Below are 25406 nucleotides of genomic sequence, written 5' to 3'. Positions count from 1 at the left end.
CTCAGCAGCACCTACATCGAGCATCTGAGCTGGCAGGAGGTCATGAAGAAGTACGACCGCGATCACACGCTGTTCTACTGCGACCCACCGTACTGGGAGACCGAGGGCTACGGTGTGCCGTTCGAGTTCGAGCAGTACCTGGAGATGGCCAAGATGCTCAAGGTGATCAAGGGCAAGGCGATCATCAGCCTCAACGACCACCCAGCCATCCGCGAATGCTTCGCCGACTTCCATATCGAGACAACGGACATCAAGTACACGGTCGGTGGTGGCAAGGGGAGCGAGGCGAAGGAAGTGCTGATCTTCAGCTGGGACATCCAGGCCGAGCCGGCCGGGCTTTTCTAAGATTCTTTTGCAGACTATACAATCGGGCAGCAACGTATTTATCGCACGTCACTGCCCGAATTTTTCGCGCGCGGCGTCAAGTAGTGGCAACGTAGGTAGTTTTTCAACAGCCTGTTAGAGCTCCTCGTCATCGCGAATCAGTACATAGCGGCGCCCCTCGGCGTCGTCTTCCTGGTCGTAGACGTAATACATCACCACTTCGCCCAGGCTTGGCTGCGCGGCCACGTAGTCACCGCTCTCGACTATGAAGAAGGCCTTGCTGCCGGGGGCGGCGAGGCTTTCGACGCGGGCGCTGAAGAACAGCGCCGGGTCTTCCTCGCCGAAATACTCTTCGCGCTGACGGGCGTCCCAGTCGATCGGCGCTTCGAAGGCGCCCAACAGCAAGACGCGTGCTTCGCCCAGGTCGAGCTCTTCGGCGTCCTCATCCTTTTCGTCCGGGCGATAGACGCTGCACTCGAGTGCGCGCGGGTCTTCCAGCACGGCGTTGCGGGCTTGCGAATCGAGGGGCATGGCGGTCTCCAGAGCGAGTGGGCAGGGCGGCAGTGTCGGTCATCGGGCGAGGTATTGCTACCAAGGAACGAGGAAAATCGGCACTGGGTGCAATTGTTGCTGAACCGGGTGGAGCCAAGAATTCGCGGCAGATCGGGAAAATTTCCCGGTGATAACAATGAACCCACAGAGGTAGCCGCAATGAAACACGCCGGTCTTCGCCAGCCCTTGATCCTCACCGCACTCTGTGCCGCCATGCTGTTGCCATCCGCCGCTGCACTGGCGGTGACCGATGCCGAGATTCTCAAGGACGCCACCACCACCGACCAGATCGTCACCAACGGCCTGGGCCTGCAGGGCCAGCGCTACAGCCCGCTGAGCATCCTCAACGATCAGAACGTCAAGGAGCTGCGCCCGGTCTGGACCATGTCCTTCGGTGGCGAGAAGCAGCGCGGCCAGCAGGCCCAGCCGATGATCAAGGATGGCGTGATGTACGTCACCGCCTCCTACTCGCGGGTGTTCGCCGTCGATGCGCGTACCGGCCGTGAGCTGTGGCAGTACGAGGCGCGCCTGCCGGATGACATTCGTCCGTGCTGCGACGTGATCAACCGTGGCGTGGCGCTGTACGACGACCTGGTGATCTTCGGCACCCTGGACGCCAAGCTGGTCGCCCTGAACAAGGACACTGGCAAGGTGGTCTGGAGCAAACGCGTGGCCGATCACAAGGCCGGTTACTCCATCACCGCGGCGCCGCTGGTGGTCAATGGCAAGCTGATTACCGGCGTGTCCGGTGGTGAATTCGGTGTGGTCGGCAAGATCGAGGCCTATGACCCGAAAAACGGCGACCTGCTGTGGACTCGCCCGACCGTTGAAGGCCACATGGGCTATGTCTACAAGGATGGCAAGCCGGTGGAGAACGGCATCAGCGGTGGCCAGGCCGGCAAGACCTGGCCGGGCGATCTGTGGAAGACCGGCGGCGCCGCGCCCTGGCTTGGTGGTTACTATGACGCCGACACCAACCTGCTGTTCTTCGGTACCGGCAACCCGGCGCCGTGGAACTCGCACCTGCGCCCGGGTGACAACCTCTACTCATCCTCGCGCCTGGCGCTCAACCCGGACGACGGCAGCATCAAGTGGCACTTCCAGACCACGCCGCACGACGGCTGGGACTTCGACGGCGTCAACGAACTGATCTCCTTCGACTACCAGGACGGCGGCAAGACCGTGAAGGCAGCCGCGACCGCAGACCGTAACGGCTTTTTCTACGTGCTCGACCGTACCAACGGCAAGTTCATCCGCGGTTTCCCCTTCGTCGACAAGATCACCTGGGCCAAGGGCCTGGACAAGAACGGCCGGCCAATCTACGACGACAGCAACCGTCCGGGCTCGCCGAGCGCGAAGGAGAAGGGCACGAGCGTGTTCTCCGCACCGGCCTTCCTCGGTGCGAAGAACTGGATGCCCATGGCCTACAGCCAGGACACCGGCCTGTTCTACGTACCGTCCAACGAGTGGGGCATGGACATCTGGAACGAAGACATCGCCTACAAGAAGGGCGCGGCCTACCTCGGTGCTGGCTTCACCATCAAGCCGCTCAATGAGGACTACATTGGTGTGCTGCGTGCCATCGATCCGAAGACCGGCAAGGAGGTCTGGCGCCAGACCAACTATGCGCCGCTGTGGGGCGGTGTGCTGACCACCAAGGGTAACCTGGTGTTCACCGGCAACCCGGAGGGCTACCTGCGTGCCTTCAACGCCAAGACTGGTGAGAAGGTCTGGGAATTCCAGACCGGCTCCGGGGTGATCGGCTCGCCCGTGACCTGGGAAATGGACGGCGAGCAGTACGTCTCGGTGCTGTCCGGCTGGGGTGGTGCAGTGCCGCTGTGGGGGGGCGAAGTGGCCAAGCGCATCAAGAACCTGAATCAGGGCGGCATGCTGTGGACCTTCAAGCTGCCGAAGGAGCTGGTGGCCAAGCACTGAGCGTCCAGGTAACTGGCAGCCCCTCTCCCGGCAACGGGCGAGGGGCTGATTGCGTTTTCTCCCCTCGCCGAACGCGGCCGCTAAAACCCTCTTTGCGGAGGGGGTGATCTGCGACAGCGGCAGATTTCCTGAACACGCAAAAACCATGGCCGGACTTTGTCCGGCCATCGGCGATTCACGACCCTGAACGGTCGCTGACGTTTTTTCTCGGCGGGGAACGCAAGACCGAACGAGCCGGTCTAGCCTTTAACTTCCATTGCCTCGTACCTCGCTGCCAAACGTCCGTGCCAGACCGGCTCTACTACCAAATGACGAGACGATCTGTGCCATGGGTGCATACCGAGGGCGTAGGGGGCTTTCTAAGATCGAACCATGACCTGCTTCCACCGAATGGGGGCAGGCTCCGACAAAAAAGAGAGGACGCATCATGATTTACGCGAAACCCGGTACCCCAGGCTCCGTCGTGACCCTCAAGCCGCGCTACGGCAACTACATCGGCGGTGAGTTCGTTGCCCCGCTCAGCGGCCAGTACTTCACCAACACCAGCCCGGTCGACGCTTCGGTTATCGGTGAATTCCCCCGTTCCAACGCCGCCGACGTCGACAAGGCGCTGGACGCTGCGCATGCCGCCGCCGACGCCTGGGGCCGCACCAGCGTGCAGGAGCGTTCGCACATCCTGCTGAAAATCGCCGACCGCATCGAAGCCAACCTCGAACTGCTGGCCGTGGCCGAAACCTGGGACAACGGCAAGGCCGTGCGTGAAACCCTCAACGCCGACGTGCCGCTGGCGGCTGACCACTTCCGCTACTTCGCCGGCTGCATCCGCGCCCAGGAAGGCAGCACCGCCGAGATCAACGATGGCACCGTGGCCTATCACTTCCACGAGCCGCTGGGCGTGGTCGGGCAGATCATCCCGTGGAACTTCCCGCTGCTGATGGCCGCCTGGAAACTCGCCCCGGCCCTGGCCGCCGGCAACGCCATCGTGCTCAAACCGGCCGAGCAGACCCCGCTGTCGATCACCCTGCTGGTGGAAATCATCGGCGACCTGCTGCCGCCGGGTGTGCTCAACATCGTCCAGGGCTTTGGCCGCGAGGCCGGTGAAGCCCTGGCCACCAGCAAGCGCATCGCCAAGATCGCCTTCACCGGCTCCACTCCGGTCGGTTCGCACATCATGAAATGCGCCGCCGAGAACATCATCCCGTCCACCGTCGAGCTGGGCGGCAAATCGCCGAACATCTTCTTCGCCGACATCATGAACGCCGAGCCGGCCTTCATCGAGAAAGCTGCCGAGGGTCTGGTACTGGGCTTCTTCAACCAGGGCGAGGTGTGCACCTGCCCGTCGCGCGCACTGGTGCAGGAGTCGATCTACGACGCCTTCATGGTCGAGGTGATGAAGAAGATCAAGCAGATCAAGCGTGGCGACCCGCTGGACACCGACACCATGGTCGGCGCCCAGGCTTCGCAGCAGCAGTTCGACAAGATCCTCAGCTACCTCGAAATCGCTCAGCAGGAAGGCGCCCAGGTGCTCACCGGCGGTGGCGTAGAGAAACTCGAAGGCGACCTGGCCAGCGGTTACTACATCCAGCCGACGCTGCTCAAGGGCACCAACAAGATGCGTGTGTTCCAGGAGGAAATCTTCGGCCCGGTCATCGGCGTGACTACCTTCAAGGACGAAGCCGAAGCCCTGGCGATTGCCAACGACACCGAGTTCGGCCTCGGCGCCGGCGTGTGGAGCCGCGACATGAATGTCGCCTATCGCATGGGCCGTGCGATCAAGGCCGGTCGTGTGTGGACTAACTGCTACCACCTGTACCCGGCGCACGCTGCCTTCGGCGGCTACAAGAAGTCCGGGGTCGGGCGCGAAACCCACAAGATGATGCTCGACCACTACCAGCAGACCAAGAACCTGCTGGTCAGCTACGACATCAATCCGCTGGGTTTCTTCTAAGTCGCAGACCCAAGAGGCCGCACGTTCGCTCCAGCGTGTGGCCTTTCACCCTGGCGATGCTCCAGATCGGCAGCAGACCCTTATCGCAACGCGGCTTTGGCCGCGTTTTTTATGGGCGCATGTTTCAGGCCGGGCGATCGCCGGAACCTTCATGGCGCGATCCATTCCTACTAAATGGACGCACCTACCAATGCCAGTGCCGATTCATCCCAAAGTACCATTTGGCCTCTTGCCTGGCGGGGGCTTAATGAGGGTGCCGGAATGCCCCGGTGCCATAACAAGAGGACCGCATCATGTGGACTAAACCCGCCTACACCGATCTGCGCATTGGCTTCGAAGTGACGATGTATTTCGCCAACCGCTGATCGCGCCTGGCCCCGGCTCGTCCGGGGCATCCCGCTGGTGACTTCCATGCATATCCAGATTCTTGGCTCCGCCGCCGGTGGCGGCTTTCCCCAGTGGAATTGCAACTGCCGCAACTGCCGTGGCGTGCGGGCCGGTACCCTGCGTGCGCAGCCGCGCACGCAATCGTCCATCGCCATCTCCGACGACGGCGAGCAGTGGATTCTGTGCAATGCCTCGCCGGACATCCGCGCACAGATCGAGGCCTTTCCGGCGCTGCAGCCGGCGCGCAAGCTGCGCGACACGGCCATCGCCGGCATCGTTCTGCTCGATAGCCAGATCGATCACTGCACCGGGCTGCTGACCCTGCGCGAGGGCTGCCCTCATGAAGTCTGGTGTACCGAGATGGTGCACCAGGATCTGACCAGCGGTTTTCCGTTGTTCAACATGCTCAGCCATTGGAACGGTGGCTTGCAGCACCGGTTGATCGAGCTGGACGCCACACCTTTCAGCATTCCCGCCTGTCCGGCGCTGAGCATCACCGCCATCGCTCTGCGCAGCAGTGCGCCGCCGTATTCGCCGCATCGGGGCAATCCTCATCCCGGCGACAATATCGGTCTGTTCATCGAAGACAGCCGCAGCGGCCGCAGCCTGTTCTACGCACCGGGCCTGGGCCAGGTGGACGAACACCTGCTGGGCTGGATGCGCCGCGCCGATTGCCTGCTGGTGGATGGCACGCTGTGGCGCGACGACGAAATGCGCGTGTGCGAGGTCGGCGACAAGCTCGGCAGCGAGATGGGCCACCTGTGCCAGAGCGGCCCTGGCGGCATGATCGAGGTGCTCGACGGCTTGCCGTCGACACGCAAGATCCTCATCCATATCAACAACACCAACCCGATTCTCGACCTGGATTCGCCTGAGCGCGCCGAGCTGGACGCTCGTGGAATCGAGGTCGCGTTCGATGGCATGAGCATCCATTTGTAGGGTGCGCTGCGCCCTGGGGAATCCCGATGAGCCAAGCTGCCATGACACCTGCCGAATTCGAGCAGGCGCTGCGCGCCAAGGGCGCGCTGTACCATATTCATCACCCGTTCCATCGCGCCATGTACGAAGGGCGCGCCACCCGGGAACAGATTCAGGGTTGGGTGGCCAACCGCTTCTACTACCAGGTCAACATCCCACTCAAGGATGCGGCGATCCTCGCCAACTGCCCGGATCGCGAAACGCGGCGCGAGTGGATCCAGCGCATCCTCGACCACGATGGCGCGCCCGGCGAGGAGGGCGGTATCGAGGCCTGGCTGCGCCTGGCCGAATCGGTCGGTCTCGACCGTGAACAGGTTCTGTCGCAGGAGCTGGTGCTGCCCGGCGTGCGTTTCGCCGTCGCTGCCTACGTCAACTTCGCTCGCCGTGCGAGCTGGCAGGAAGCGGCCAGCAGTTCGCTGACCGAGCTGTTCGCCCCGCAGATCCACCAGTCGCGCCTGGATGCCTGGCCGCAGCACTACCCGTGGATCGACGCCACCGGCTACGACTACTTCCGCAAGCGTCTGAAAGAGGCGCGTCGCGATGTCGAACACGGCCTGCGCATCACCCTCGAACACTACCGTACCCGCGAAGCCCAGGAGCGCATGCTGCAGATCCTGCAGTTCAAGCTCGACGTGCTGTGGAGCATGCTCGATGCCATGAGCATGGCCTATGAACTGCAGCGTCCGCCGTATCACACGGTGACCGACCAGCGCGTTTGGCATCGAGGGATCGACCTATGAATGGATCGAATGGAGCGCCCCACATGACCACTCCCAATGCCAGTAGCGTGCCGATGATTCGTCGTGGCTTTCGCCTGCAGTTCGAGCCAGCGCAGGGGTGCCATGTGCTGCTCTACCCGGAGGGCATGATCAAGCTCAATGACAGCGCCGGCGAGATTCTCCAGCAGGTCGATGGCAAGCGTTCGGTGGCCGAGATCATCGGTAATCTGCACCAGCGCTTCCCTGATGTGCCGGGCATGGACGAGGACATCCTGGCCTTTATCGAGGTGGCACATGCACAGTTCTGGATCGAGCTTCGCTAAGCCGGGTGTGCAGGTTGGCCCACCCCTCTGGTTGTTGGCCGAGCTGACCTACCGCTGCCCGCTGCAATGCCCGTACTGCTCAAACCCGCTGGATTTCGCCAAGCAGGGCGACGAGTTGTCGACCGCCGAATGGATCGAAGTCTTCCGTCAGGCGCGTGAACTGGGGGCGGCGCAGTTGGGCTTCTCCGGTGGCGAGCCGCTGGTACGCCAGGATCTCGCCGAACTGATCGCAGCGGCGCGCGGCCTGGGCTATTACACCAACCTGATTACCTCCGGCATCGGCCTGACCGAAGCGCGCATCGCCGAGTTCGCCGACGCCGGACTGGATCACATCCAGATCAGCTTCCAGGCCGCCGACGAGGAGGTGAACAACCTGCTGGCCGGCTCGAAGAAGGCCTTCGCGCAGAAGCTGGCCATGGCCCGGGCCGTCAAGGCGCACGGCTACCCGATGGTGCTCAACTTCGTCACTCACCGGCACAACATCGACAACATCGAGCGCATCATCGAGCTGTGCCTGGAGCTGGAGGCGGATTTCGTCGAGCTTGCCACCTGCCAGTTCTACGGTTGGGCGGAACTCAACCGCGCCGGCTTGCTGCCGACCCGCGCGCAACTGCAGCGCGCCGAGCGCATCACTAATCAGTGGCGCGACAAGCTGGCGGCCGAGAACCATCCGTGCAAACTGATCTTCGTCACCCCGGATTACTACGAGGAGCGCCCCAAGGCCTGCATGAACGGCTGGGGCAACCTGTTCCTCGACATCACCCCGGACGGCACGGCGCTACCCTGCCACAGCGCGCGGCAGTTGCCGGTGCAGTTCCCTAACGTGCGCGAGCACAGCGTCGAGCATATCTGGCGCGAGTCGTTCGGCTTCAACCGCTTTCGCGGCGACGACTGGATGCCCGAGCCGTGTCGGTCGTGCGACGAGAAGGACAAGGATTTCGGCGGCTGTCGTTGCCAGGCCTTCATGCTGACCGGCGATGCCAGCAATGCCGACCCGGTGTGCAGCAAGTCGGCGCACCATGGTGTGATTCTCGCGGCACGCCAGCAGGCCGATGAGGCGCCGCTGGGGCTGGAGGCGTTGCAGTACCGCAACGAGAAGGCCTCGCGGATCATATGCAAGGTGTGACCGATCCCGATTCGATCTGGAGCGCCGAACAGGCGGCGGCTGCCAGTGCCGACTTCGCCGAACTGCACGCTGCCCACGGTGGTGTGCTGTGGGTAGCGTTCGACCCGTTGCAGGCGCGTTGTGGGTTGTTCTTCTGCCGCGACGGCATCGTGTGCGAACTGACCCCGCCAGGGTTTTCCGTGCGCAGCCGCGTTTACGAGTACGGTGGCGGCGCCTGCTGTGCCACGCAGCAGGGCGTTGCTTTCGTCAACGAGCGTGATCAGCAGATCTATCGCATCGATGTCGGCTTGGACGGCGGTGCACATGGCGCCCCCTACCTGATCACCAGTCATTCCCACTGCCGCTACGGCGACCTCTCTTTCGTGCCCGCCTGGCAGGCATTGCTGGCCGTGGAGGAAAGCCATGAGGGTGGTGCCGTGGTGCATCGCCTGGTGCGTATCGGTCTGAGCGGCAAGCGCGAGATCCTGGTCGAGGGAGCCGATTTCTATGCAGCACCGGTGGCTGATCCAAATGGCCAGCGCCTGGCCTGGATTGAATGGGATCGCCCGCACCAACCCTGGGTCGCTACACGCCTTTGCCTGCGCGAGTCCGGCGAGCGCGCGCGTGTGATGGCCGGGCAGGGCGGCGATCAGTCTCTGCAGCAGCCTCGTTTCGATGCGCGAGGGCGGCTATGGGTATTGAGCGATCAGGCAGGTTGGTGGCAGCCGAGATGCATCGATACGGATAGGCAGTTGGATGTCATGCCGTGCGATCACGCTCCTGCGCCCTGGCAGTTGGGTGGTAGTAGCTACCTGCTGCTGGAGAACGACGAACTGCTGCTGACCCGTTTCGAGCAGGGAGGTGGCGTGCTGGTCAGGCATCGCGCTGCCAGCACGGAGCAGCGATTGGCAGAGGGCTTTACGCGTTTCCGTTCCCTGGCCGCCGATACCGAGCACTTCTACTGCATTGCTGGCGCCCCGGATCGCCTGCCGGTTGTGCTTGCCATTCGCCGCTGCGATGGCGCGCTACGGCTACTGGCCGGTGGCGAGCAGCCGTTAGCTGAAGAACAGCTCTCACGTCCTCAGCCGTTCAGTTGCGCGGTGGCTGATGAGCGCAGCCACGGTTTTTTCTACTCGCCCGTAGCAACCGGAGAGTGTCCAGCGCTGGTGATCTTCCTGCACGGCGGGCCGACTTCGGCCAGCTATCCGGTGTTCGACCCGCGTATCGCCTTCTGGACGTTGCGCGGTTATGCGGTGCTCGATCTCAACTACCGGGGCAGCAGCTGCTATGGACGGGCTTATCGCCTGCGTCTGGCCGGGCAATGGGGCGAACTGGAAGTCGAGGACATTCGCGCCGCCATTGAGGCGCTGGCCGCGAGGGGGCGAATCGATCCGCTGCGCGTGTTCGTGCGGGGCGGCAGCGCCGGCGGCTTCAGCGCACTGCGAGCGCTGGTCGAACTGCCGCAGCTGCGTGGTGGCGCCAGTCTTTACGGCGTCAGCGACCCGCAGGCGCTGCGCCGGCTGACGCATAAGTTCGAGGCCGATTATCTCGACTGGCTGATCGGCGACCCCGAGCAGGATGCCCAGCGCTACCGGGATCGCACGCCTTTGTTGCAGGCCGAACGGATCAGGGTGCCGGTGATTTTCTTTCAGGGCGCGCTGGATGCCGTGGTGGTGCCGAGCCAGACCGAAAGCATGGTCGAGGCGTTACGCCAACGCGGTTTGCCGGTCGAATATCACCTGTTCGCCGAAGAACGCCATGGTTTCCGTCAGGCCGCTAATCTGGCCGAAGCCCTGCGCGCCGAGCATGCCTTCTATCAGCGTCTGGGCTGAACGCAGGTCGCATTGCATAAACCGGGCAATGCAGTAGGCTGATCGCCACTCCATAACAAGAAATTTCAGGCCGTTGCATGAGCCACGAATTGAATCAGCTGCGAAAGTTCGTTTCCCCCGAGATCATCTTCGGCGCCGGCTCCCGGCATAACGTCGGCAACTACGCCAAGACCTTCGGCGCACGCAAGGTGCTGATCGTCTCCGATCCTGGCGTGGTCGCCGCTGGCTGGTCCGGTGATGTCGAGGCCAGCCTGCAGGCCCAGGGTATCGCCTACTGCCTATACACCAAGGTGTCGCCCAATCCGCGCGTGGAAGAGGTGATGGAGGGCGCCGAGCTCTATCGCAGCGAGGGCTGCAACGTCATCGTCGCGGTCGGTGGCGGCAGCCCGATGGATTGCGCCAAAGGCATCGGCATCGTGGTTGCCCATGGTCGCAGCATTCTCGAGTTCGAAGGCGTGGACACCATCCGTGTGCCCAGCCCGCCGCTGATCCTGATCCCGACCACCGCCGGCACGTCGGCCGATGTGTCGCAGTTCGTGATCATCTCCAATCAGCAGGAGCGGATGAAGTTTTCCATCGTCAGCAAGGCAGTGGTGCCGGACGTGTCGCTGATCGACCCGGAAACCACCCTGAGCATGGATCCGTTCCTCTCGGCCTGTACCGGCATCGACGCCATGGTGCATGCCATCGAGGCGTTCGTTTCCACCGGCCACGGCCCGCTGACCGACCCGCACGCGCTGGAAGCCATGCGCCTGATCAACGGCAACCTGGTGCAGATGATCGCCAACCCGGGCGATATCGCCCTGCGCGAGAAGATCATGCTCGGCAGCATGCAGGCCGGCCTGGCTTTTTCCAACGCGATCCTCGGCGCAGTGCATGCCATGAGTCACAGCCTCGGTGGCTTTCTCGATCTGCCCCATGGCCTGTGCAACGCGGTGCTGGTCGAGCATGTGGTGGCGTTCAACTACAGCGCCGCGCCGGAGCGCTTCAAGGTCATTGCCGAGACCCTCGGTATCGATTGTCGAGGGCTCAACCACGCACAGATTCGCCAGCGTCTGGTCGAGCACCTGATCGCCTTCAAGCACGCCATGGGCTTCCGCGAGACGCTTGGCCTGCATGGGGTCAGCACCTCGGACATTCCGTTCCTGTCCAGCCATGCCATGGACGATCCGTGCATCCTCACCAACCCGCGCGAGTCGACCCAGCGCGATGTCGAGGTGGTCTATGGCGAGGCGCTCTGACGACGCGCTGGCCGGGCTGCTGGGGCTGAGCAGCCAATCGGCGCGCAAGAGCCACTACCCGGAGCTGCTGGCGCGCCTGGAAGAGCTGGAAACCGAACGTAACCGCTACAAATGGCTGTTCGAACACGCTGTGCATGGCATCTTCCAGGCCAGCCTGCAGCAAGGCGTGCTGGCGGCCAACCCGGCCATGGCGCGCATGCTCGGTTACGACGATCCACAGCAGGTGCTGTGGTCGCTGGGGGATCTGGGGCGGCATTTGTTCGTCGGCGGCTTCGAGGAACTGTTGCTGATTCGCCAGCGCCTCGACGAGGGCGGCGCACTCCTGGGTTACGAGACCTGCCTGCGCCGCAGGGACGGCAGCACGTTGGACGTGCTCATGAACCTGCTGCTCAAGCCGGGGGGCGATGGGGTGTTCGAAGGCTTCGTCGCCGATATCACCGAACGCAAGCAGAACCAGCAGCGCCTGCAACAGCTCAATGACGAATTGGAGCGTCGCGTGGCGGCGCGCACCTTCGAGCTGCTCGAGTCCAACCGTAACCTGCAGCGGCAGATCGAGGAGCGCGAGCGTATCGAGCTGGCGCTGCGCGAAGCCCGTGATGCCGCCGAGGCGGCCAACCGCAGCAAGGACAAATACCTGGCAGCCGCCAGTCATGACCTGCTGCAGCCGCTCAATGCCGCGCGCCTGCTGATTTCCACCTTGCGTGAGCGCGAGCTGCCCAGTGCGGAGCAGACTCTGGTGGAGCGCAGTCACCTGGCGCTGGAAGGGGCCGAGGATCTGCTGACCGACCTGCTGGACATCTCCAAGCTGGATCAGGCCGCGATCAAGCCCGATATCGATGTCTATCGGTTGGAAGAGCTTCTCGCGCCGCTGGCTTCGGAGTTCGATGGCGTGGCGGCAGCCAGTGGCTTGCAGTTGCGTGCACGTATTCGCCCCTGTGCGGTGCGTACCGATTTTCGTCTGCTTACGCGCATCCTGCGCAACTTCCTGAGCAATGCCTGTCGCTACACCGAGCGCGGCGGCGTGCTGCTCGGCGCGCGTCGTCGCGGTGCATTCCTCGATATCCAGGTCTGGGATACCGGGCGAGGCATTCCAGAGCAGCAGATGGATCGGATCTTCCTCGAGTTCAACCAGCTGGACGTCGGCCGTGCTGCCGAGCGCAAGGGCGTTGGGCTGGGGCTGGCCATCGTCGAGCGCATCGCCCGCATGCTCGGCTATGCGGTGCAGGTGCGCTCGCAACCCGGTCGCGGCTCGCTGTTCGGCATCCGCGTGCCTCTGGCCGAGATGGAGCCGGTGCCGCCAGTGCTGCCAGCGATCAACCGGCCGGCGCTTGGCGATCCGTTACCCGGCCGGCGTCTGCTGGTAATCGATAACGAGACGGCAATCCTGCACAGCATGCAGGCGCTGCTGGGGCAGTGGGGCTGCGAGGTAAGCACGGCGACGGATCAGCAGGCGGCCCTGGAGGTGCTTGGCGATCGCGCGCCGGAGCTGATCCTGGCCGATTACCACCTGGACGAGGGCGTGTTGGGCTGCGATGTGATCCGGGCCTTGCGCGCACACTTCGGTTGCGACATTCCGGCTGTGGTCATCAGCGCTGATCGCAGCGATGCCTGCCGGCACGATCTCAATGCCCTCGGCGTTCCGCTGCTGAACAAGCCGGTCAAGCCAGGCAAGTTGCGAGCCGTGATCAGCCAACTGTTGCAGGATGGCTGAATGGTTGTGGCGTCTGCTGAACCTGCTGCGTTATGACGATGTCTATTGGCTACCTCATGACCCCAGGAGATAACCACAATGACAACTCTCATGCGTCCTGCCATGCGTCGTCTGGCCGCCGTCACGGCATTGTTCCACCTGCTGCTGGTGGCGCAGATTCCAGCTGCGAATGCGGCCATGATCGGTACGCCGGAAATCATCGCCGAGCAACAGCATCAGGTGGATCAGAAACAACTGATGGCCATGCTCGATGACCAGCAGGTGAAAGACAAACTGGTCGCCATGGGCGTGGATCGCGAGCAGGTCGAATCGCGTATTGCCAGCCTGACGCCGGCCGAACTGGCGCAGTTCAACCAGCAACTCGATCAGGCACCTGCCGGTGCAGGTGTGGTGGGCATCATCGTGTTGTTTCTGGTGATCTTCATCATCACTGATATGCTGTGCGCTACCAACATCTTCAGTTTCGTCAAATGTATCAATCGCTGATTCGTCTCTGCTGCATCACATCCATCGCTCTACTCGCTGCCTGTGCCCGCTCTCCGGTGTTGTCACCGGAGGGCGCGAGCCTGCCTGAGCGGGTCGAATTGAGCGACGTTCCCTTCTACGCTCAGGACGCCTACCAGTGCGGGCCGGCGGCCTTGTCCACGATGCTCAACCAGCGTGGCGTGATGACCTCGCCTGGGCTGCTCAAGGATAAGGTCTATATCCCTGGTCGCGAGGGCAGTCTGCAGGTCGAGATGGTCGCCGCCGCGCGTAGTCATGAAATGCTGGTCTATCCGCTCGAGCCCAAGCTGGACGCCGTTCTGGCCGAAGTGGCGGCGGGAAACCCGGTTCTGGTACTGCAGAACCTGGCTTTCGACTGGTATCCGCAGTGGCATTTTGCAGTGGTGGTGGGCTATGACCGCCGTGAGCGCGAACTCATGCTGCGCTCTGGCACGACGCGCCGTCTGGAAACCAGTTTCAACACCTTTGACCGAACCTGGGCTCGCGGTGGTCGCTGGGCCGTCGTGACGCTGCCACCGGATCGTCTGCCCGCCAAGGCCGACATGAGCACCTGGATGAAGGCGGCCAGCGATCTCGAACAGACAGGCCAGGCCGCTGCCGCACGTCGTGCCTATCGCACTGCGACTGAGGCCTGGCCGAAGGCGTCGCTGCCCTGGTTTGCCCTCAGCAACAGCCGTTATGCCGATGGTGACCACAAGGGCGCCGAGCAGGCGCTGCGTGAAAGCCTGCAGCGTGAACCGAGCTTCGCCGCTGGTTGGTTCAACCTCTCTCAGGTGCTCGCAGAGCAAGGCTGTGCGAGCGAAGCGGTGACAGCACAAGCCTGCGCGCGCAAGCTGGCGCCTGGCGATGAACGTTTTGCTGCGCCACTCAAGTCGACGCCTGGGGCAGGGCAGTGTCGGGTGCTGCCGAGCTGTCCATGATGCAAATGAAAACGGCGCCAGAGGGCGCCGTTTTCGTATCGAACGTCTTGCTCAAAACCCGAGCTTGTCTCGCAGGCTGTAATACCAGGCGCCCATGGCTGTGAAGGGCACGCGCAACAGCTGGCCACCAGGGAAGGGGTAGTGCGGCAGTTCGGCGAAGGCATCGAAACGTTCCGCCTGGCCACGGAGCGCTTCGGCCAGCACCTTGCCGGCCAGGTGCGTGTAGGTGACGCCGTGACCGCTGCAACCCTGGGAGTAGTAGATGTTGTCGCCGATACGGCCAACCTGCGGCAGGCGCGAGAGGGTCAGCAGGAAGTTGCCGGTCCAGGCGAAGTCGATCTTCACGTTCTTCAACTGCGGGAAGGTCTTGAGCATCTTCGGGCGGATGATCGCTTCGATGTTGGCCGGGTCGCGTGCACCGTAGACCACGCCGCCGCCATAGATCAGGCGCTTGTCGCCGGTCAGGCGATAGTAGTCGAGCAGGTAGTTGCAGTCTTCGACGCAGTAATCCTGCGGTAGCAGGCTGGCAGCCACTTCATCGCTCAGCGGCTCGGTGGTGATTACCTGAGTGCCGCAGGGCATGGACTTGGCGGCCAGCTCCGGCACCAGATTGCCCAGATAGGCATTGCCCGCCACCACCACAAACTTGGCCTTCACTCGGCCTTCTGGCGTATGCACGACCGGGTTGGCGCCGCGCTCGATACGAATTGCCGGGCACTGTTCATGGATCACGCCGCCCAGCGATTCGACGGCAGCGGCCTCGCCCAGCGCCAGATTGAGCGGATGGATGTGACCGCCGCTCATGTCCAGCATGCCGCCGATGTAGTTATCGGTGGCGACTACTTCACGGATACGTGCTGCGTCCATCAGCTCCAGTTGGGTATGGCCGTAGCGCTCCCACAGTTTCTTCTGCGCTTCCAGGTGACCCATCTGTTTGGCAGTGAGGGCGGCAAATACGCCACCGTCCTTAAGGTCGCACTGGATGTCGTACTTGGCGATGCGCTCGCGGATGATGCGACCACCTTCGAATGCCATCTGTCCGAGCAGTTGCGCCTGCTTGGGGCCGACGCTGCGCTCGATCACGTCGATGTCGCGGCTGTAGCTGTTGACGATCTGGCCGCCGTTGCGCCCTGACGCACCGAAGCCGACCTTGGCTGCTTCGAGTACCGTGACCTTGAAGCCGTTCTCCAGCAGGAAGAGCGCGGTGGACAGGCCGGTATAGCCAGCACCGATAACGCAGATGTCGGTTTCGACCTCGCCTTGCAGGGCGGGGCGCTGTGGAGCCTGATTGGCCGATGCGGCGTAGTAGGACTGAGGGTATGCCGTGTGCGCCATTTTGAACCTCTGTTCTTTATTTTTTACGAATGGCCTGATGCTACCCGAGTTGAAAATGGCCGGCTAGTGGACGTGCAAAATATTCAACGAAGGCCTCGAGATAAAAAATTGGACTATTTCAGTGAGTTAGCGAAAAAACTTGTTGACGTCCAAAAAAGAACTGCGTAGAATGCGCACCCATCGAAGGCACATAGCTCAGTTGGTTAGAGCACCACCTTGACATGGTGGGGGTCGTTGGTTCGAGTCCAATTGTGCCTACCAAATCGATAAAAAGGGTCGCTCAGGCGACCCTTTTTTGTTCCTGCGATTTAGTGGCTTTGGTTTTCTCGGGCGCTGTTGCGGGAAATTGCCTGATATTCGTATGGATGTCTTGTCAGAGGGCAGTGCTTTCTGGAAGCATCCGCAACCTTACTTCCAGTGACTTGGTTCGGTTCTGGTTGGCCCCTAGCAGGGCTCCTGCCATCGTTAGGCAGATACGCCGCCGAATCGCTTCCTGGCTCATCCCAACCCACGTGACCTTTGGTAGGGGTCACCACTAGGAGAGGAGGCGCCATGCCCATCATTACTCTTCCCGACGGTAGTCAGCGTTCGTTTGATCATCCGGTATCCGTACTGGAGGTCGCTCAATCCATTGGTGCGGGCCTGGCCAAGGCCACGCTGGCCGGCAAGGTCGATGGCAAGCAGGTCGATGCCTGCGATGTGATCGATCGCGACGCCACCCTGCAGATCATTACGCCGAAGGACGAAGAGGGGCTGGAAATCATTCGCCACTCCTGTGCGCACTTGGTTGGGCATGCGGTCAAGCAGCTCTATCCGGATGCCAAGATGGTGATCGGCCCGGTCATCGAAGAAGGCTTCTATTACGATATCGCCATCGGTCGTCCTTTCACGCCTGAGGACATGGCGGCCATCGAGCAGCGCATGAAAGAGCTGATCGACAAGGACTACGACGTCATCAAGAAAATGACGCCGCGTGCCGAGGTCATCGAGGTCTTCAGGGCGCGCGGTGAAGAGTACAAGTTGCGCCTGATCGATGACATGCCGGATGCGCAGGCTATGGGGCTGTACTACCACGAAGAATACGTGGACATGTGCCGTGGCCCGCACGTGCCCAATACTCGCTTCCTTAAGGCATTCAAGCTGACTCGTATTTCCGGCGCCTACTGGCGCGGTGATTCGAAGAATGAGCAGTTGCAGCGCATCTATGGCACGGCCTGGGCCGACAAGAAGCAGCTGGCTGCTTACATTCAGCGCATCGAAGAGGCTGAAAAGCGCGATCACCGCCGCATCGGCAAGCAGCTCGACCTGTTCCATCTGCAGGAAGAAGCGCCGGGCATGGTGTTCTGGCATCCGAACGGTTGGACTGTCTACCAGGTGCTGGAGCAGTACATGCGCCAGGTGCAGCGCGAGCACGGTTATGTCGAAGTGCGTACGCCGCAGGTCGTCGATCGCATCCTCTGGGAGCGCTCGGGGCACTGGTCCAACTACGCCGAGAACATGTTCACCACTGCCTCGGAAAACCGCGACTACGCCGTCAAGCCGATGAACTGCCCATGCCATGTGCAGATCTTCAACCAGGGGCTGAAGTCCTATCGTGATCTGCCGCTGCGCCTGGCCGAGTTCGGTGCCTGCCATCGTAACGAGCCGTCCGGTGCGCTGCACGGCATCATGCGTGTGCGCGGCTTCGTACAGGATGATGCGCACATCTTCTGCACCGAAGAGCAGGTAAAGAAGGAGGCGGCAGACTTCATCAAGCTGACGCTGCAGGTTTATCGTGACTTCGGCTTCACTGATGTCTCCATGAAGCTGTCTACTCGCCCTGCCAAGCGCGTGGGTTCCGAGGAGCTTTGGGATCGCGCCGAAGGGGCGCTCGCTGACGCGCTCAATGAATCCGGTCTGGCCTGGGAATATCAGCCTGGCGAAGGTGCGTTCTACGGGCCGAAGATCGAGTTCACCCTCAAGGATTGCCTGGGGCGTAACTGGCAGTGCGGTACGCTGCAGTATGACCCGAACCTGCCGGAGCGGCTGGAGGCCAGCTACATCGCCGAGGATAACAATCGCAAGCGTCCGGTCATGCTGCACCGTGCGATTCTCGGATCCTTCGAGCGCTTCATCGGCATGCTGATCGAGCACTATGCCGGTTCTTTCCCGGCCTGGCTCGCGCCGACTCAGGCGGTGATCATGAATATCACCGACAAACAGGCCGATTTTGCTCGTGAAGTCGAGAAAACTCTCAATCAAAGCGGATTCCGTGCCAAGGCCGACTTGAGAAACGAGAAGATCGGCTTTAAAATCCGCGAGCATACCTTGCTCAAGGTTCCCTATCTCTTGGTTATTGGAGATCGGGAAGTCGAGACTCGATCCGTTGCTGTCCGTACTCGCGAAGGCGTCGATCTGGGCTCTCTGCCCATCGAGCAGTTCGCTGAGCAGTTGCAGCAAGCGGTTTCCCGGCGTGGTCGCCAAGATTTGGAGTAATAACTATTAAGCGTGAAATGAGACAGGACAAGCGGGCCGCCCCCAAGGCGCCTATCAACGAGAACATTACCGCTCGTGAAGTGCGCCTGATTGGCGCCGATGGCGAGCAGATTGGTATTGTTTCGATCGATGAGGCATTGCGCGTGGCTGAAGAAGCCAAGCTGGATCTGGTAGAGATCTCAGCTGATGCAGTACCGCCAGTTTGCCGCATCATGGACTACGGCAAGCACCTGTTCGAGAAGAAGAAGCAGGCTGCGATTGCCAAGAAGAACCAGCATCAGCAGCAGATCAAAGAGATCAAGTTTCGTCCAGGGACGGAGGAAGGGGATTATCAGGTAAAACTACGCAACCTGATACGTTTCCTTGAAGATGGGGACAAGGCCAAGGTATCGCTTCGATTCCGCGGTCGTGAGATGGCTCACCAGGAGCTGGGTATGGAGCTGCTCAAGCGGGTCGAACAAGACCTGATCGAGCTTGGCACCGTCGAACAGCATCCTAAGCTGGAAGGACGCCAGCTGATGATGGTCATCGCTCCCAAGAAGCGTAAATAACCTCCCGGGCACTGGCAGGCCTGATGGTTATCAGTTGTTAATGAATGCGGAGTACTAAACATGCCAAAAATGAAAACCAAGAGCGGTGCTGCAAAGCGCTTCCTGAAGACTGCTTCGGGCTATAAGCACAAGCACGCTTTCAAGAGCCACATCCTGACCAAGATGTCCACCAAGCGTAAGCGTCAACTGCGCGGTAGCGAGCTGATGCATCCGTCGGACAAGGCAAAAGTCGAGCGCATGCTGCGCGTTCGTTAATCGGTCAAGATACTTAGAGGTTAATACTCATGGCTCGTGTTAAGCGTGGCGTCATCGCCCGTGCTCGTCACAAGAAAATTCTGAAGCTCGCCAAGGGCTACTACGGCGCACGTTCGCGCGTGTTCCGCGTCGCCAAGCAGGCGGTGATCAAGGCTGGCCAATATGCCTACCGTGACCGTCGTCAGCGCAAGCGTCAGTTCCGCGCTCTGTGGATCGCTCGTATCAACGCTGGCGCTCGCGTCAACGGCCTGTCCTACAGCCGTCTGATCGCTGGTCTGAAAAAGGCCTCGATCGAGATCGACCGTAAGGTTCTGGCTGATCTGGCTGTGAACGAAAAAGCGGCGTTTGCTGCGATTGTCGAGAAGGCCAAGGCCGTTCTGGCTTAAGTCCCCCGACAATCACCGGGTTCGCCCGGTGGCAACGTCAAAGATAGGGGAAGAGCCTTAACAGCTCTTCCCCTATTTCGTATCTGGAGTCTGTAAATGGAAAATCTGGATGCATTGGTCTCCCAAGCGCTCGAGGCCGTGCAACAAAGCGAAGATATCAATGCCCTGGAACAGCTCCGGGTTCAGTACCTCGGCAAGAAGGGCGAACTGACCGCCCTGATGCAGACTCTGGGCAAGCTGTCGGCTGAGGAGCGTCCGCAAGCCGGTGCGTTGATCAACGCCGCCAAGAATCAGGTGCAAGATGCCCTCAACGCCCGCAAATCCGTGCTTGAGCAAGCCTTGCTCGCCGAGAAGCTGGCCTCCGAGCGTATCGATGTGACCCTGCCGGGGCGCGGCCAGACCTCTGGTGGTCTGCACCCGGTGACCCGCACGCTCGAGCGTGTCGAACAATTTTTCACCCATATCGGTTTCAGCGTTGCCGAAGGTCCGGAAGTCGAAGACGACTACCATAACTTCGAAGCGCTCAATATCCCCGGCCACCACCCGGCGCGGGCGATGCATGACACCTTCTATTTCAATGCGAACATGTTGCTGCGCACCCACACCTCGCCGGTGCAGGTGCGCACCATGGAATCACAACAGCCGCCGATCCGCATCGTCTGCCCTGGCCGTGTCTATCGCTGCGACTCCGATATCACCCACTCGCCGATGTTTCATCAGGTCGAAGGTCTGTTGGTCGATGAGGACATCAGTTTCGCTGACCTCAAGGGCACCATCGAAGAGTTCCTTCGCGTGTTCTTCGAGAAACCGCTGGGTGTGCGTTTCCGTCCATCCTTCTTTCCCTTCACCGAGCCCTCGGCTGAAGTCGATATGCAGTGTGTGATGTGCTCCGGCAAGGGCTGCCGCGTGTGCAAGCAGACTGGCTGGCTGGAGGTGATGGGCTGCGGAATGGTGCATCCGAACGTGCTGCGCATGAGTGGCATCGATCCGGAGAAATACTCCGGTTTCGCCTTCGGTATGGGGGTCGAGCGCCTTGCCATGCTGCGTTATGGCGTCAATGACTTGCGCCTGTTCTTCGATAACGACCTGCGGTTCCTGGCGCAATTTCGCTAGTAACCGCCCCTCGTGATCGAATTCGTTTAAGGAGAACAGACAACATGAAATTCAGTGAACAGTGGCTGCGCAGCTGGGTAAACCCCGACGTATCCCGCGAGGATCTGGTCGCGCGCCTGTCCATGGTCGGCCTTGAGGTCGATGCCGTACAGCCGGTTGCCGGCGCCTTCAGTGGTGTGGTGGTCGGTGAGATCCTCAGTGCCGAGCAACATCCGGACGCCGACAAGCTGCGCGTCTGCCAGGTGAGCAATGGCGCCGAGACCTTCCAGGTCGTTTGCGGCGCGCCCAATGCTCGCGCTGGCATCAAGATTCCGTTCGCCATGATCGGTGCCGAACTGCCGGGCGACTTCAAGATCAAGAAGGCCAAGCTGCGCGGCGTGGAATCCCAGGGCATGCTGTGCTCGGCTTCCGAGCTGCAGATCAGCGAAGACAACAGCGGCCTGATGGAGCTGGCGGTAGACGCCCCGGTAGGCCAGGACATCCGTACCTACCTGAGTCTGGATGATGCCAGCATCGAGATCGGCCTGACCCCTAACCGTGGTGACTGCCTCTCGCTCGCCGGCCTGGCTCGGGAAGTCGGCGCCATGTACAGCGCTTCCGTTTCTCCAGTCGCTATCGACGCCGTTGCGCCTGTGCATGACGAAGTGCGTCCGGTCGAGGTGCTGGCGCCCAAGGCTTGCCCGCGTTACCTGGGCCGCGTTGTACGTAACGTTGACCTGTCTCGTCCGACCCCGCTATGGATGGTCGAGCGCCTGCGTCGTTCCGATATCCGCAGTATCGATGCGGCTGTGGACATCACCAACTATGTGATGCTCGAGCTGGGCCAGCCCCTGCACGCGTTCGATCTTGCCGAGATCAATGGCGGCATCCGTGTGCGTATGGCTGAAGAGGGCGAAAAGCTGGTGCTGCTCGACGGTCAGGAGGTCACCCTGCGTGCCGATACGCTGGTGATCGCCGATCACGGTCGTGCTCTGGCCATCGCTGGCGTGATGGGCGGTGAGCACAGCGGCGTGAGCGACAAGACCCGCGACCTGTTCCTGGAAAGCGCTTTCTTCGACAACATTGCTGTTGCCGGCAAGGCTCGCTCCTATGGCCTGCACACCGACTCCTCGCACCGCTTCGAGCGAGGAGTGGATTCGCGGCTGGCGCGCCAGGCGATGGAGCGCGCGACCGCTCTGCTGCTGGAGATCGTTGGCGGTGAAGCCGGTCCGGTCATCGAAGTCAGCAGCGAGGCCGATCTGCCGAGCGTGGCGCCGATCACCTTGCGCGCCGAGCGTATCAGCCAGATGCTGGGCATGGACATGGACAACGCTGAAGTCGAGCGCCTACTCACTGCGTTGGGTCTGGGTGTCAGCGCTCAGGGCTCCGGCCAGTGGCTGGTCAGCGTGCCGAGTCATCGTTTCGATATCAGCCTGGAAGTTGATCTGATCGAAGAGCTGGGCCGCCTGTATGGCTACAACCGCTTGCCGGTGCGTTACCCGCAGGCTCGTCTCGCGCCGCAGACCAAGGCTGAGGCGCGTGCCGAGCTGCCTGCGTTGCGCCGCCTGCTTGTTGCTCGTGGCTATCAGGAAGCGATCACCTATAGCTTCATCGATCCCAAGCTGTTCGAGCTGTTCACGCCGGGCGTCGAGCCGTTGCAACTGGCCAACCCGATTTCCGCCGACATGGCTGCCATGCGTTCTTCGCTGTGGCCCGGCCTGGTCAAGGCGCTACAGCACAACCTCAACCGTCAGCAGTCGCGCGTGCGCCTGTTCGAGAGCGGTCTGCGTTTCGTCGGGCAACTGGAAAGCCTGCAGCAGGAAGCCATGCTCGCTGGTGTGATCACCGGCAGCCGTCTACCTGAAGGCTGGGCCAACAGTCGCGAGAGTATCGACTTCTATGACCTCAAGGCCGACGTCGAAGCGCTGCTGGGGTATGCCGGCGCGGCCGATGCCTTCGGCTTCGTGCCGGGCGAGCATCCGGCTCTGCATCCAGGGCAGACTGCTCGCATCGAACGGGAAGGACGCCTGGTTGGCTTCATGGGGGCTCTGCATCCTGAGTTGGCCAAGACACTGGGCCTCGATCAGCCGGTATTCCTCTTCGAACTGGTGCTTGCGGAAGTTGCTGCCGGTCGTATGCCGGCGTTCAGCGAGTTGTCGCGCTTCCCTGAAGTGCGCCGCGACCTGGCGCTGCTGGTCGACCGCGAACAACCGGCTGAGGCTGTGCTGGCGGCGATCCGAGAAACTGCAGGTGAATGGCTGACAGACCTCAAGCTATTTGACGTCTATCACGGTAAAGGCATTGATCCGCTTAGAAAAAGCCTTGCCGTCGGCTTGACCTGGCAACATCCATCGCGCACTCTTAACGACGATGAGGTGAGTACTACCACGCAAAATATCCTCACCTGCCTCGAACAAAGGTTCAACGCCACGTTAAGGAAGTAGCGTATGGGGGCTCTGACGAAAGCTGAAATGGCGGAACGTCTGTATGAAGAGCTCGGCCTGAACAAACGGGAAGCCAAGGAGCTGGTGGAGCTGTTTTTTGAAGAGATCCGCCAGGCTCTTGAGCTGAACGAACAGGTCAAGCTGTCCGGGTTCGGCAACTTCGACTTGCGCGACAAGCGCCAGCGACCCGGCCGTAACCCGAAAACAGGGGAAGAGATTCCAATCACGGCCCGCCGTGTGGTCACTTTTCGTCCAGGGCAAAAATTGAAAGCCAGGGTCGAGGCCTATGCTGGAACCAAGTCATAACGACGAACTACCGGCAATTCCCGGCAAGCGTTACTTCACCATCGGTGAAGTGAGCGAGCTCTGCGCGGTCAAGCCTCACGTTCTACGTTACTGGGAACAGGAATTCCCGCAGTTGAACCCGGTGAAGCGGCGGGGTAACCGTCGCTACTACCAGCGTCAGGATGTGCTGATGATTCGGCAAATCCGGGCACTTCTGTACGATCAGGGTTTCACCATCGGTGGCGCGCGTCAGCGACTTTCGGGTGACGAGGCCAAGGACGATACCACCCAGTATCGTCAATTGATCAAGCAGATGATCGCTGAGCTTGAAGATGTTTTGCAGGTTCTACGTAAATAAGGCAGAAGAAAAAGTTGCCTTATTTCAAAAGCTTAATGTATAGTTCCTCCCGCTTTCGGTAATACGGAAGCATCGTCGGGGCGTAGCGCAGCCCGGTAGCGCACTTGCATGGGGTGCAAGGGGTCGAGTGTTCGAATCACTCCGTCCCGACCAAAAAATCCCTAGAAAATCCAGTCACTTAGCGGTGACTGGATTTTTTTATGGGCGCTTCACGCGTAGAAGTGTAGGGACTTTTGCGGGACTTTTTTTCATCCTGCCATTCTCCTCAAAATTGTCAGGGCCGGACCGCGCGAGTCGGTGGCCGAAATCCTGTTGGCTTCATCGATCAGTTTGCCCAACTCGGCGGCTGAGTAGTGACTGGTGATGCTACCGTTCTTGTGCCCCAGCAGAGCCTTCCTGTCTTCCTCCGTTACCCCAGCAGCCCGAAGTCTTCGGCCGAAGGTGTGCTTCAGGTCGTGAACGCGGATCGAAGCAAATCCAGATGGAGCAGGGCGCATAAAACGCTCCTGGAACTTCTTCGCTGCTCTGACCCTGGCTTTCTTCCATGCCGAATCGTTCATCCGGTGAACGGGAGTGGCCTTGCCGTTTTGATCGGGTTGTCCGTAAGGAAATACCCAAACCGGATCAAGCCCACGCTGTCCCTCGATGACCGACTTGGCTACGTTGTTGAGTACAACAAGGCGCTCGTCGCCGTTCTTGACCCCGGAGCTCTCATGCCGGCCACCAAAATCCGCCGGTATGAGAAATACGCTGGTGTTGAGCTCAGGAATCGGTATCTCCCAATCCCAGCGAAGCTTCACGACCTCCTGCTCGCGTGAGCCGCTGTTGACCTTGTACAGGGCCATGCGGCGCAAATGATCCGGCAATTCCGCGAAGAGAATCGACTGCTCTTCCCAGGACATCGGGTAGGGCATGCGTCTGGTTTTCTTCTCTTCCAGCTTGGTGATCATCGGTACTACGTCGAGCCAGGGACGCTTCTGCTCATCACGCCATTTTCGGGCGCATAGATTCAAGATGCGTATGACGCGTTCCAGGGCGATGTTCACCGTGCGGTGTGAGACGCCAGGCTTCAACTTACCATCGCTGGTTCTGGTGCTCTTGAGTCGATCCCTTATGTAGGGAGCCAGAGTCTCGTCGTCGACATGAGTCAGAGGTTGGTCGCCAATATACGGGTCCAACTGCTCCAGATAGATGGCCGTGAGGCCTATCGACGGCTGATCCTTGAATTCGGTCAGGTAACGCGTAGCGGCTTCCCGCCACGTTCTGATCTTGCGGACGCCGTAGATCTTCTGTTCCCGGAGCTTTTCCAGCTTGTGTATCAGGTACTGCTCTGCCTCCTTCCTATCGCTTGATCCAGTGCTTTCCTGAATTCGCTGACCTCTGAAGACCTTGTCGATGTGCCAGATCCCGTTCCTTTTGTAGAGGCCGCTAATGGTTTTTCGCGCCATGGTTTTTCTCCTTGGCGCTCGCTGCGGGAGTGATCATGTCCCTTGGCACCTTCCTTTTCAATGATGGCCCGGTCGATGTAGGCGTCTGCCCAGGCATCCAGCTCTTGGCGATCAAAGCCGATGCCTTGCACTCCAATGCGGAATTCCCGCACGTAAGGCCGGACGGTTTTGTTGAATTCTGTGCGGCACATGCCGAGGTAGGCGGGGGCCGCACTGGCTCGCAGGATTCGGGGTGGGCAGGTGATCAAGCGTGCGGCTATCTGTTCAGATGATGCGGGCATGAATGTCGCCTCCTTAT

General features: G+C 61.1%; 25 protein-coding genes and 2 tRNA genes. 24 read left to right on the top strand and 3 right to left on the bottom strand.

Annotation, left to right across the window (positions count from 1 at the left end; all coding sequences use genetic code 11):
* Positions 1 to 345, top strand: a 345-nt coding sequence (locus ACODS1_RS22400) for a DNA adenine methylase (protein ID WP_489087383.1), incomplete at its 5' end; no start/stop codon positions are given.
* A 114-nt stretch (positions 346 to 459) separates the two neighbouring features.
* Here the strand turns inward: ACODS1_RS22400 and ACODS1_RS22395 are convergent.
* A complete protein-coding gene (locus ACODS1_RS22395) occupies positions 460 to 855 on the bottom strand; it encodes a hypothetical protein (RefSeq protein ID WP_489087382.1) in 396 nt (131 codons plus the stop codon).
* Positions 856 to 1035: 180 nt separating this feature from the next.
* Between ACODS1_RS22395 and ACODS1_RS22390 the strand changes: the two genes are divergently transcribed.
* From ACODS1_RS22390 to ACODS1_RS22335, 12 genes are all read left to right on the top strand, one after another.
* Entirely contained in the window at positions 1036 to 2811 is a 1776-nt protein-coding gene (locus ACODS1_RS22390) for a methanol/ethanol family PQQ-dependent dehydrogenase (RefSeq protein ID WP_489087381.1), read from the top strand.
* Between the two features lie 427 nt (positions 2812 to 3238).
* Positions 3239 to 4759, top strand: coding sequence for an acetaldehyde dehydrogenase ExaC (gene exaC / locus ACODS1_RS22385; RefSeq protein ID WP_322981238.1), 1521 nt, complete (start codon positions 3239 to 3241; stop codon positions 4757 to 4759).
* Between the two features lie 293 nt (positions 4760 to 5052).
* Positions 5053 to 5124: a pyrroloquinoline quinone precursor peptide PqqA gene (pqqA, locus tag ACODS1_RS22380; protein ID WP_003243383.1), complete on the top strand. Its 72-nt coding sequence runs from the start codon at positions 5053 to 5055 to the stop codon at positions 5122 to 5124.
* Positions 5125 to 5170: 46 nt separating this feature from the next.
* Positions 5171 to 6085 (top strand): pyrroloquinoline quinone biosynthesis protein PqqB, encoded by a 915-nt coding sequence (gene pqqB / locus ACODS1_RS22375; RefSeq protein ID WP_489087380.1) that lies wholly within the window; start codon positions 5171 to 5173, stop codon positions 6083 to 6085.
* A gap of 26 nt (positions 6086 to 6111) precedes the next feature.
* Positions 6112 to 6864 (top strand): pyrroloquinoline-quinone synthase PqqC, encoded by a 753-nt coding sequence (gene pqqC / locus ACODS1_RS22370; RefSeq protein WP_489087379.1) that lies wholly within the window; start codon positions 6112 to 6114, stop codon positions 6862 to 6864.
* Positions 6865 to 6887: 23 nt separating this feature from the next.
* Positions 6888 to 7166 (top strand): pyrroloquinoline quinone biosynthesis peptide chaperone PqqD, encoded by a 279-nt coding sequence (gene pqqD / locus ACODS1_RS22365; RefSeq protein WP_489087378.1) that lies wholly within the window; start codon positions 6888 to 6890, stop codon positions 7164 to 7166.
* Positions 7138 to 8292, top strand: a complete 1155-nt coding sequence (pqqE, locus tag ACODS1_RS22360; RefSeq protein ID WP_489087377.1) for a pyrroloquinoline quinone biosynthesis protein PqqE — start codon at positions 7138 to 7140, stop codon at positions 8290 to 8292. The genes pqqD and pqqE overlap by 29 nt, the downstream gene beginning before the upstream one ends.
* Complete coding sequence (locus ACODS1_RS22355; RefSeq protein ID WP_489087376.1) at positions 8280 to 10103, top strand: S9 family peptidase; 1824 nt, start codon at positions 8280 to 8282, stop codon at positions 10101 to 10103. The genes pqqE and ACODS1_RS22355 overlap by 13 nt, the downstream gene beginning before the upstream one ends.
* A 77-nt stretch (positions 10104 to 10180) precedes the next feature.
* Entirely contained in the window at positions 10181 to 11344 is a 1164-nt protein-coding gene (ercA, locus tag ACODS1_RS22350; protein ID WP_489087375.1) for an alcohol dehydrogenase-like regulatory protein ErcA, read from the top strand.
* Positions 11328 to 13055: a NahK/ErcS family hybrid sensor histidine kinase/response regulator gene (locus ACODS1_RS22345; protein WP_489087374.1), complete on the top strand. Its 1728-nt coding sequence runs from the start codon at positions 11328 to 11330 to the stop codon at positions 13053 to 13055. The genes ercA and ACODS1_RS22345 overlap by 17 nt, the downstream gene beginning before the upstream one ends.
* A gap of 78 nt (positions 13056 to 13133) precedes the next feature.
* Positions 13134 to 13541: a PA2779 family protein gene (locus ACODS1_RS22340; RefSeq protein WP_489087373.1), complete on the top strand. Its 408-nt coding sequence runs from the start codon at positions 13134 to 13136 to the stop codon at positions 13539 to 13541.
* Positions 13526 to 14479 carry a PA2778 family cysteine peptidase gene (locus ACODS1_RS22335; RefSeq protein WP_322981245.1) on the top strand — a complete coding sequence of 318 codons (954 nt, stop codon included), beginning with the start codon at positions 13526 to 13528 and terminating at the stop codon, positions 14477 to 14479. Before ACODS1_RS22340 ends, ACODS1_RS22335 begins: the two co-directional genes overlap by 16 nt.
* A 51-nt stretch (positions 14480 to 14530) precedes the next feature.
* Here ACODS1_RS22335 and ACODS1_RS22330 read toward each other — a convergent pair whose 3' ends face one another.
* The gene (locus tag ACODS1_RS22330) at positions 14531 to 15814 is read right to left on the bottom strand and encodes an NAD(P)/FAD-dependent oxidoreductase (RefSeq protein WP_489087372.1); all 1284 of its coding nucleotides are present in this window, start codon (positions 15812 to 15814) and stop codon (positions 14531 to 14533) included.
* 184 nt (positions 15815 to 15998) lie between these two features.
* Between ACODS1_RS22330 and ACODS1_RS22325 the strand changes: the two genes are divergently transcribed.
* The 10 genes from ACODS1_RS22325 to ACODS1_RS22280 all read left to right on the top strand — a co-directional run bounded on the left by ACODS1_RS22325 (position 15999) and on the right by ACODS1_RS22280 (position 23813).
* A tRNA-Val gene (locus ACODS1_RS22325) sits at positions 15999 to 16075 on the top strand.
* A gap of 291 nt (positions 16076 to 16366) precedes the next feature.
* Positions 16367 to 18289 carry a threonine--tRNA ligase gene (gene thrS / locus ACODS1_RS22320; RefSeq protein WP_489087371.1) on the top strand — a complete coding sequence of 641 codons (1923 nt, stop codon included), beginning with the start codon at positions 16367 to 16369 and terminating at the stop codon, positions 18287 to 18289.
* Entirely contained in the window at positions 18289 to 18840 is a 552-nt protein-coding gene (gene infC / locus ACODS1_RS22315; RefSeq protein ID WP_322981283.1) for a translation initiation factor IF-3, read from the top strand. Before thrS ends, infC begins: the two co-directional genes overlap by 1 nt.
* A gap of 60 nt (positions 18841 to 18900) precedes the next feature.
* A complete protein-coding gene (gene rpmI / locus ACODS1_RS22310) occupies positions 18901 to 19095 on the top strand; it encodes a 50S ribosomal protein L35 (protein WP_044401775.1) in 195 nt (64 codons plus the stop codon).
* A 29-nt stretch (positions 19096 to 19124) separates the two neighbouring features.
* Positions 19125 to 19481 carry a 50S ribosomal protein L20 gene (gene rplT, locus ACODS1_RS22305; RefSeq protein WP_003243409.1) on the top strand — a complete coding sequence of 119 codons (357 nt, stop codon included), beginning with the start codon at positions 19125 to 19127 and terminating at the stop codon, positions 19479 to 19481.
* A gap of 96 nt (positions 19482 to 19577) precedes the next feature.
* Positions 19578 to 20594 (top strand): phenylalanine--tRNA ligase subunit alpha, encoded by a 1017-nt coding sequence (gene pheS, locus ACODS1_RS22300; RefSeq protein ID WP_017363281.1) that lies wholly within the window; start codon positions 19578 to 19580, stop codon positions 20592 to 20594.
* Between the two features lie 44 nt (positions 20595 to 20638).
* A complete protein-coding gene (pheT, locus tag ACODS1_RS22295; RefSeq protein WP_489087370.1) occupies positions 20639 to 23017 on the top strand; it encodes a phenylalanine--tRNA ligase subunit beta in 2379 nt (792 codons plus the stop codon).
* A gap of 3 nt (positions 23018 to 23020) precedes the next feature.
* On the top strand, positions 23021 to 23323 hold the full coding sequence (gene ihfA / locus ACODS1_RS22290; RefSeq protein WP_003243414.1) for an integration host factor subunit alpha: 303 nt from the start codon (positions 23021 to 23023) through the stop codon (positions 23321 to 23323).
* The gene (locus ACODS1_RS22285) at positions 23304 to 23660 is read left to right on the top strand and encodes a MerR family transcriptional regulator (RefSeq protein WP_160347875.1); all 357 of its coding nucleotides are present in this window, start codon (positions 23304 to 23306) and stop codon (positions 23658 to 23660) included. The genes ihfA and ACODS1_RS22285 overlap by 20 nt, the downstream gene beginning before the upstream one ends.
* A 76-nt stretch (positions 23661 to 23736) precedes the next feature.
* Positions 23737 to 23813, top strand: a tRNA-Pro gene (locus ACODS1_RS22280).
* Between the two features lie 95 nt (positions 23814 to 23908).
* Here ACODS1_RS22280 and ACODS1_RS22275 read toward each other — a convergent pair.
* Positions 23909 to 25108 carry a tyrosine-type recombinase/integrase gene (locus ACODS1_RS22275; protein WP_489087369.1) on the bottom strand — a complete coding sequence of 400 codons (1200 nt, stop codon included), beginning with the start codon at positions 25106 to 25108 and terminating at the stop codon, positions 23909 to 23911.
* A 35-nt stretch (positions 25109 to 25143) separates the two neighbouring features.
* Here ACODS1_RS22275 and ACODS1_RS22270 point away from each other — a divergent pair, with 35 nt between their 5' ends.
* On the top strand, positions 25144 to 25380 hold the full coding sequence (locus ACODS1_RS22270; RefSeq protein WP_023443519.1) for a hypothetical protein: 237 nt from the start codon (positions 25144 to 25146) through the stop codon (positions 25378 to 25380).
* Positions 25381 to 25406: the final 26 nt, after the last annotated feature.

The organism is Pseudomonas sp. FG29, assembly GCF_057809355.1.
This window is presented reverse-complemented; position numbering and strand designations above follow the sequence as displayed.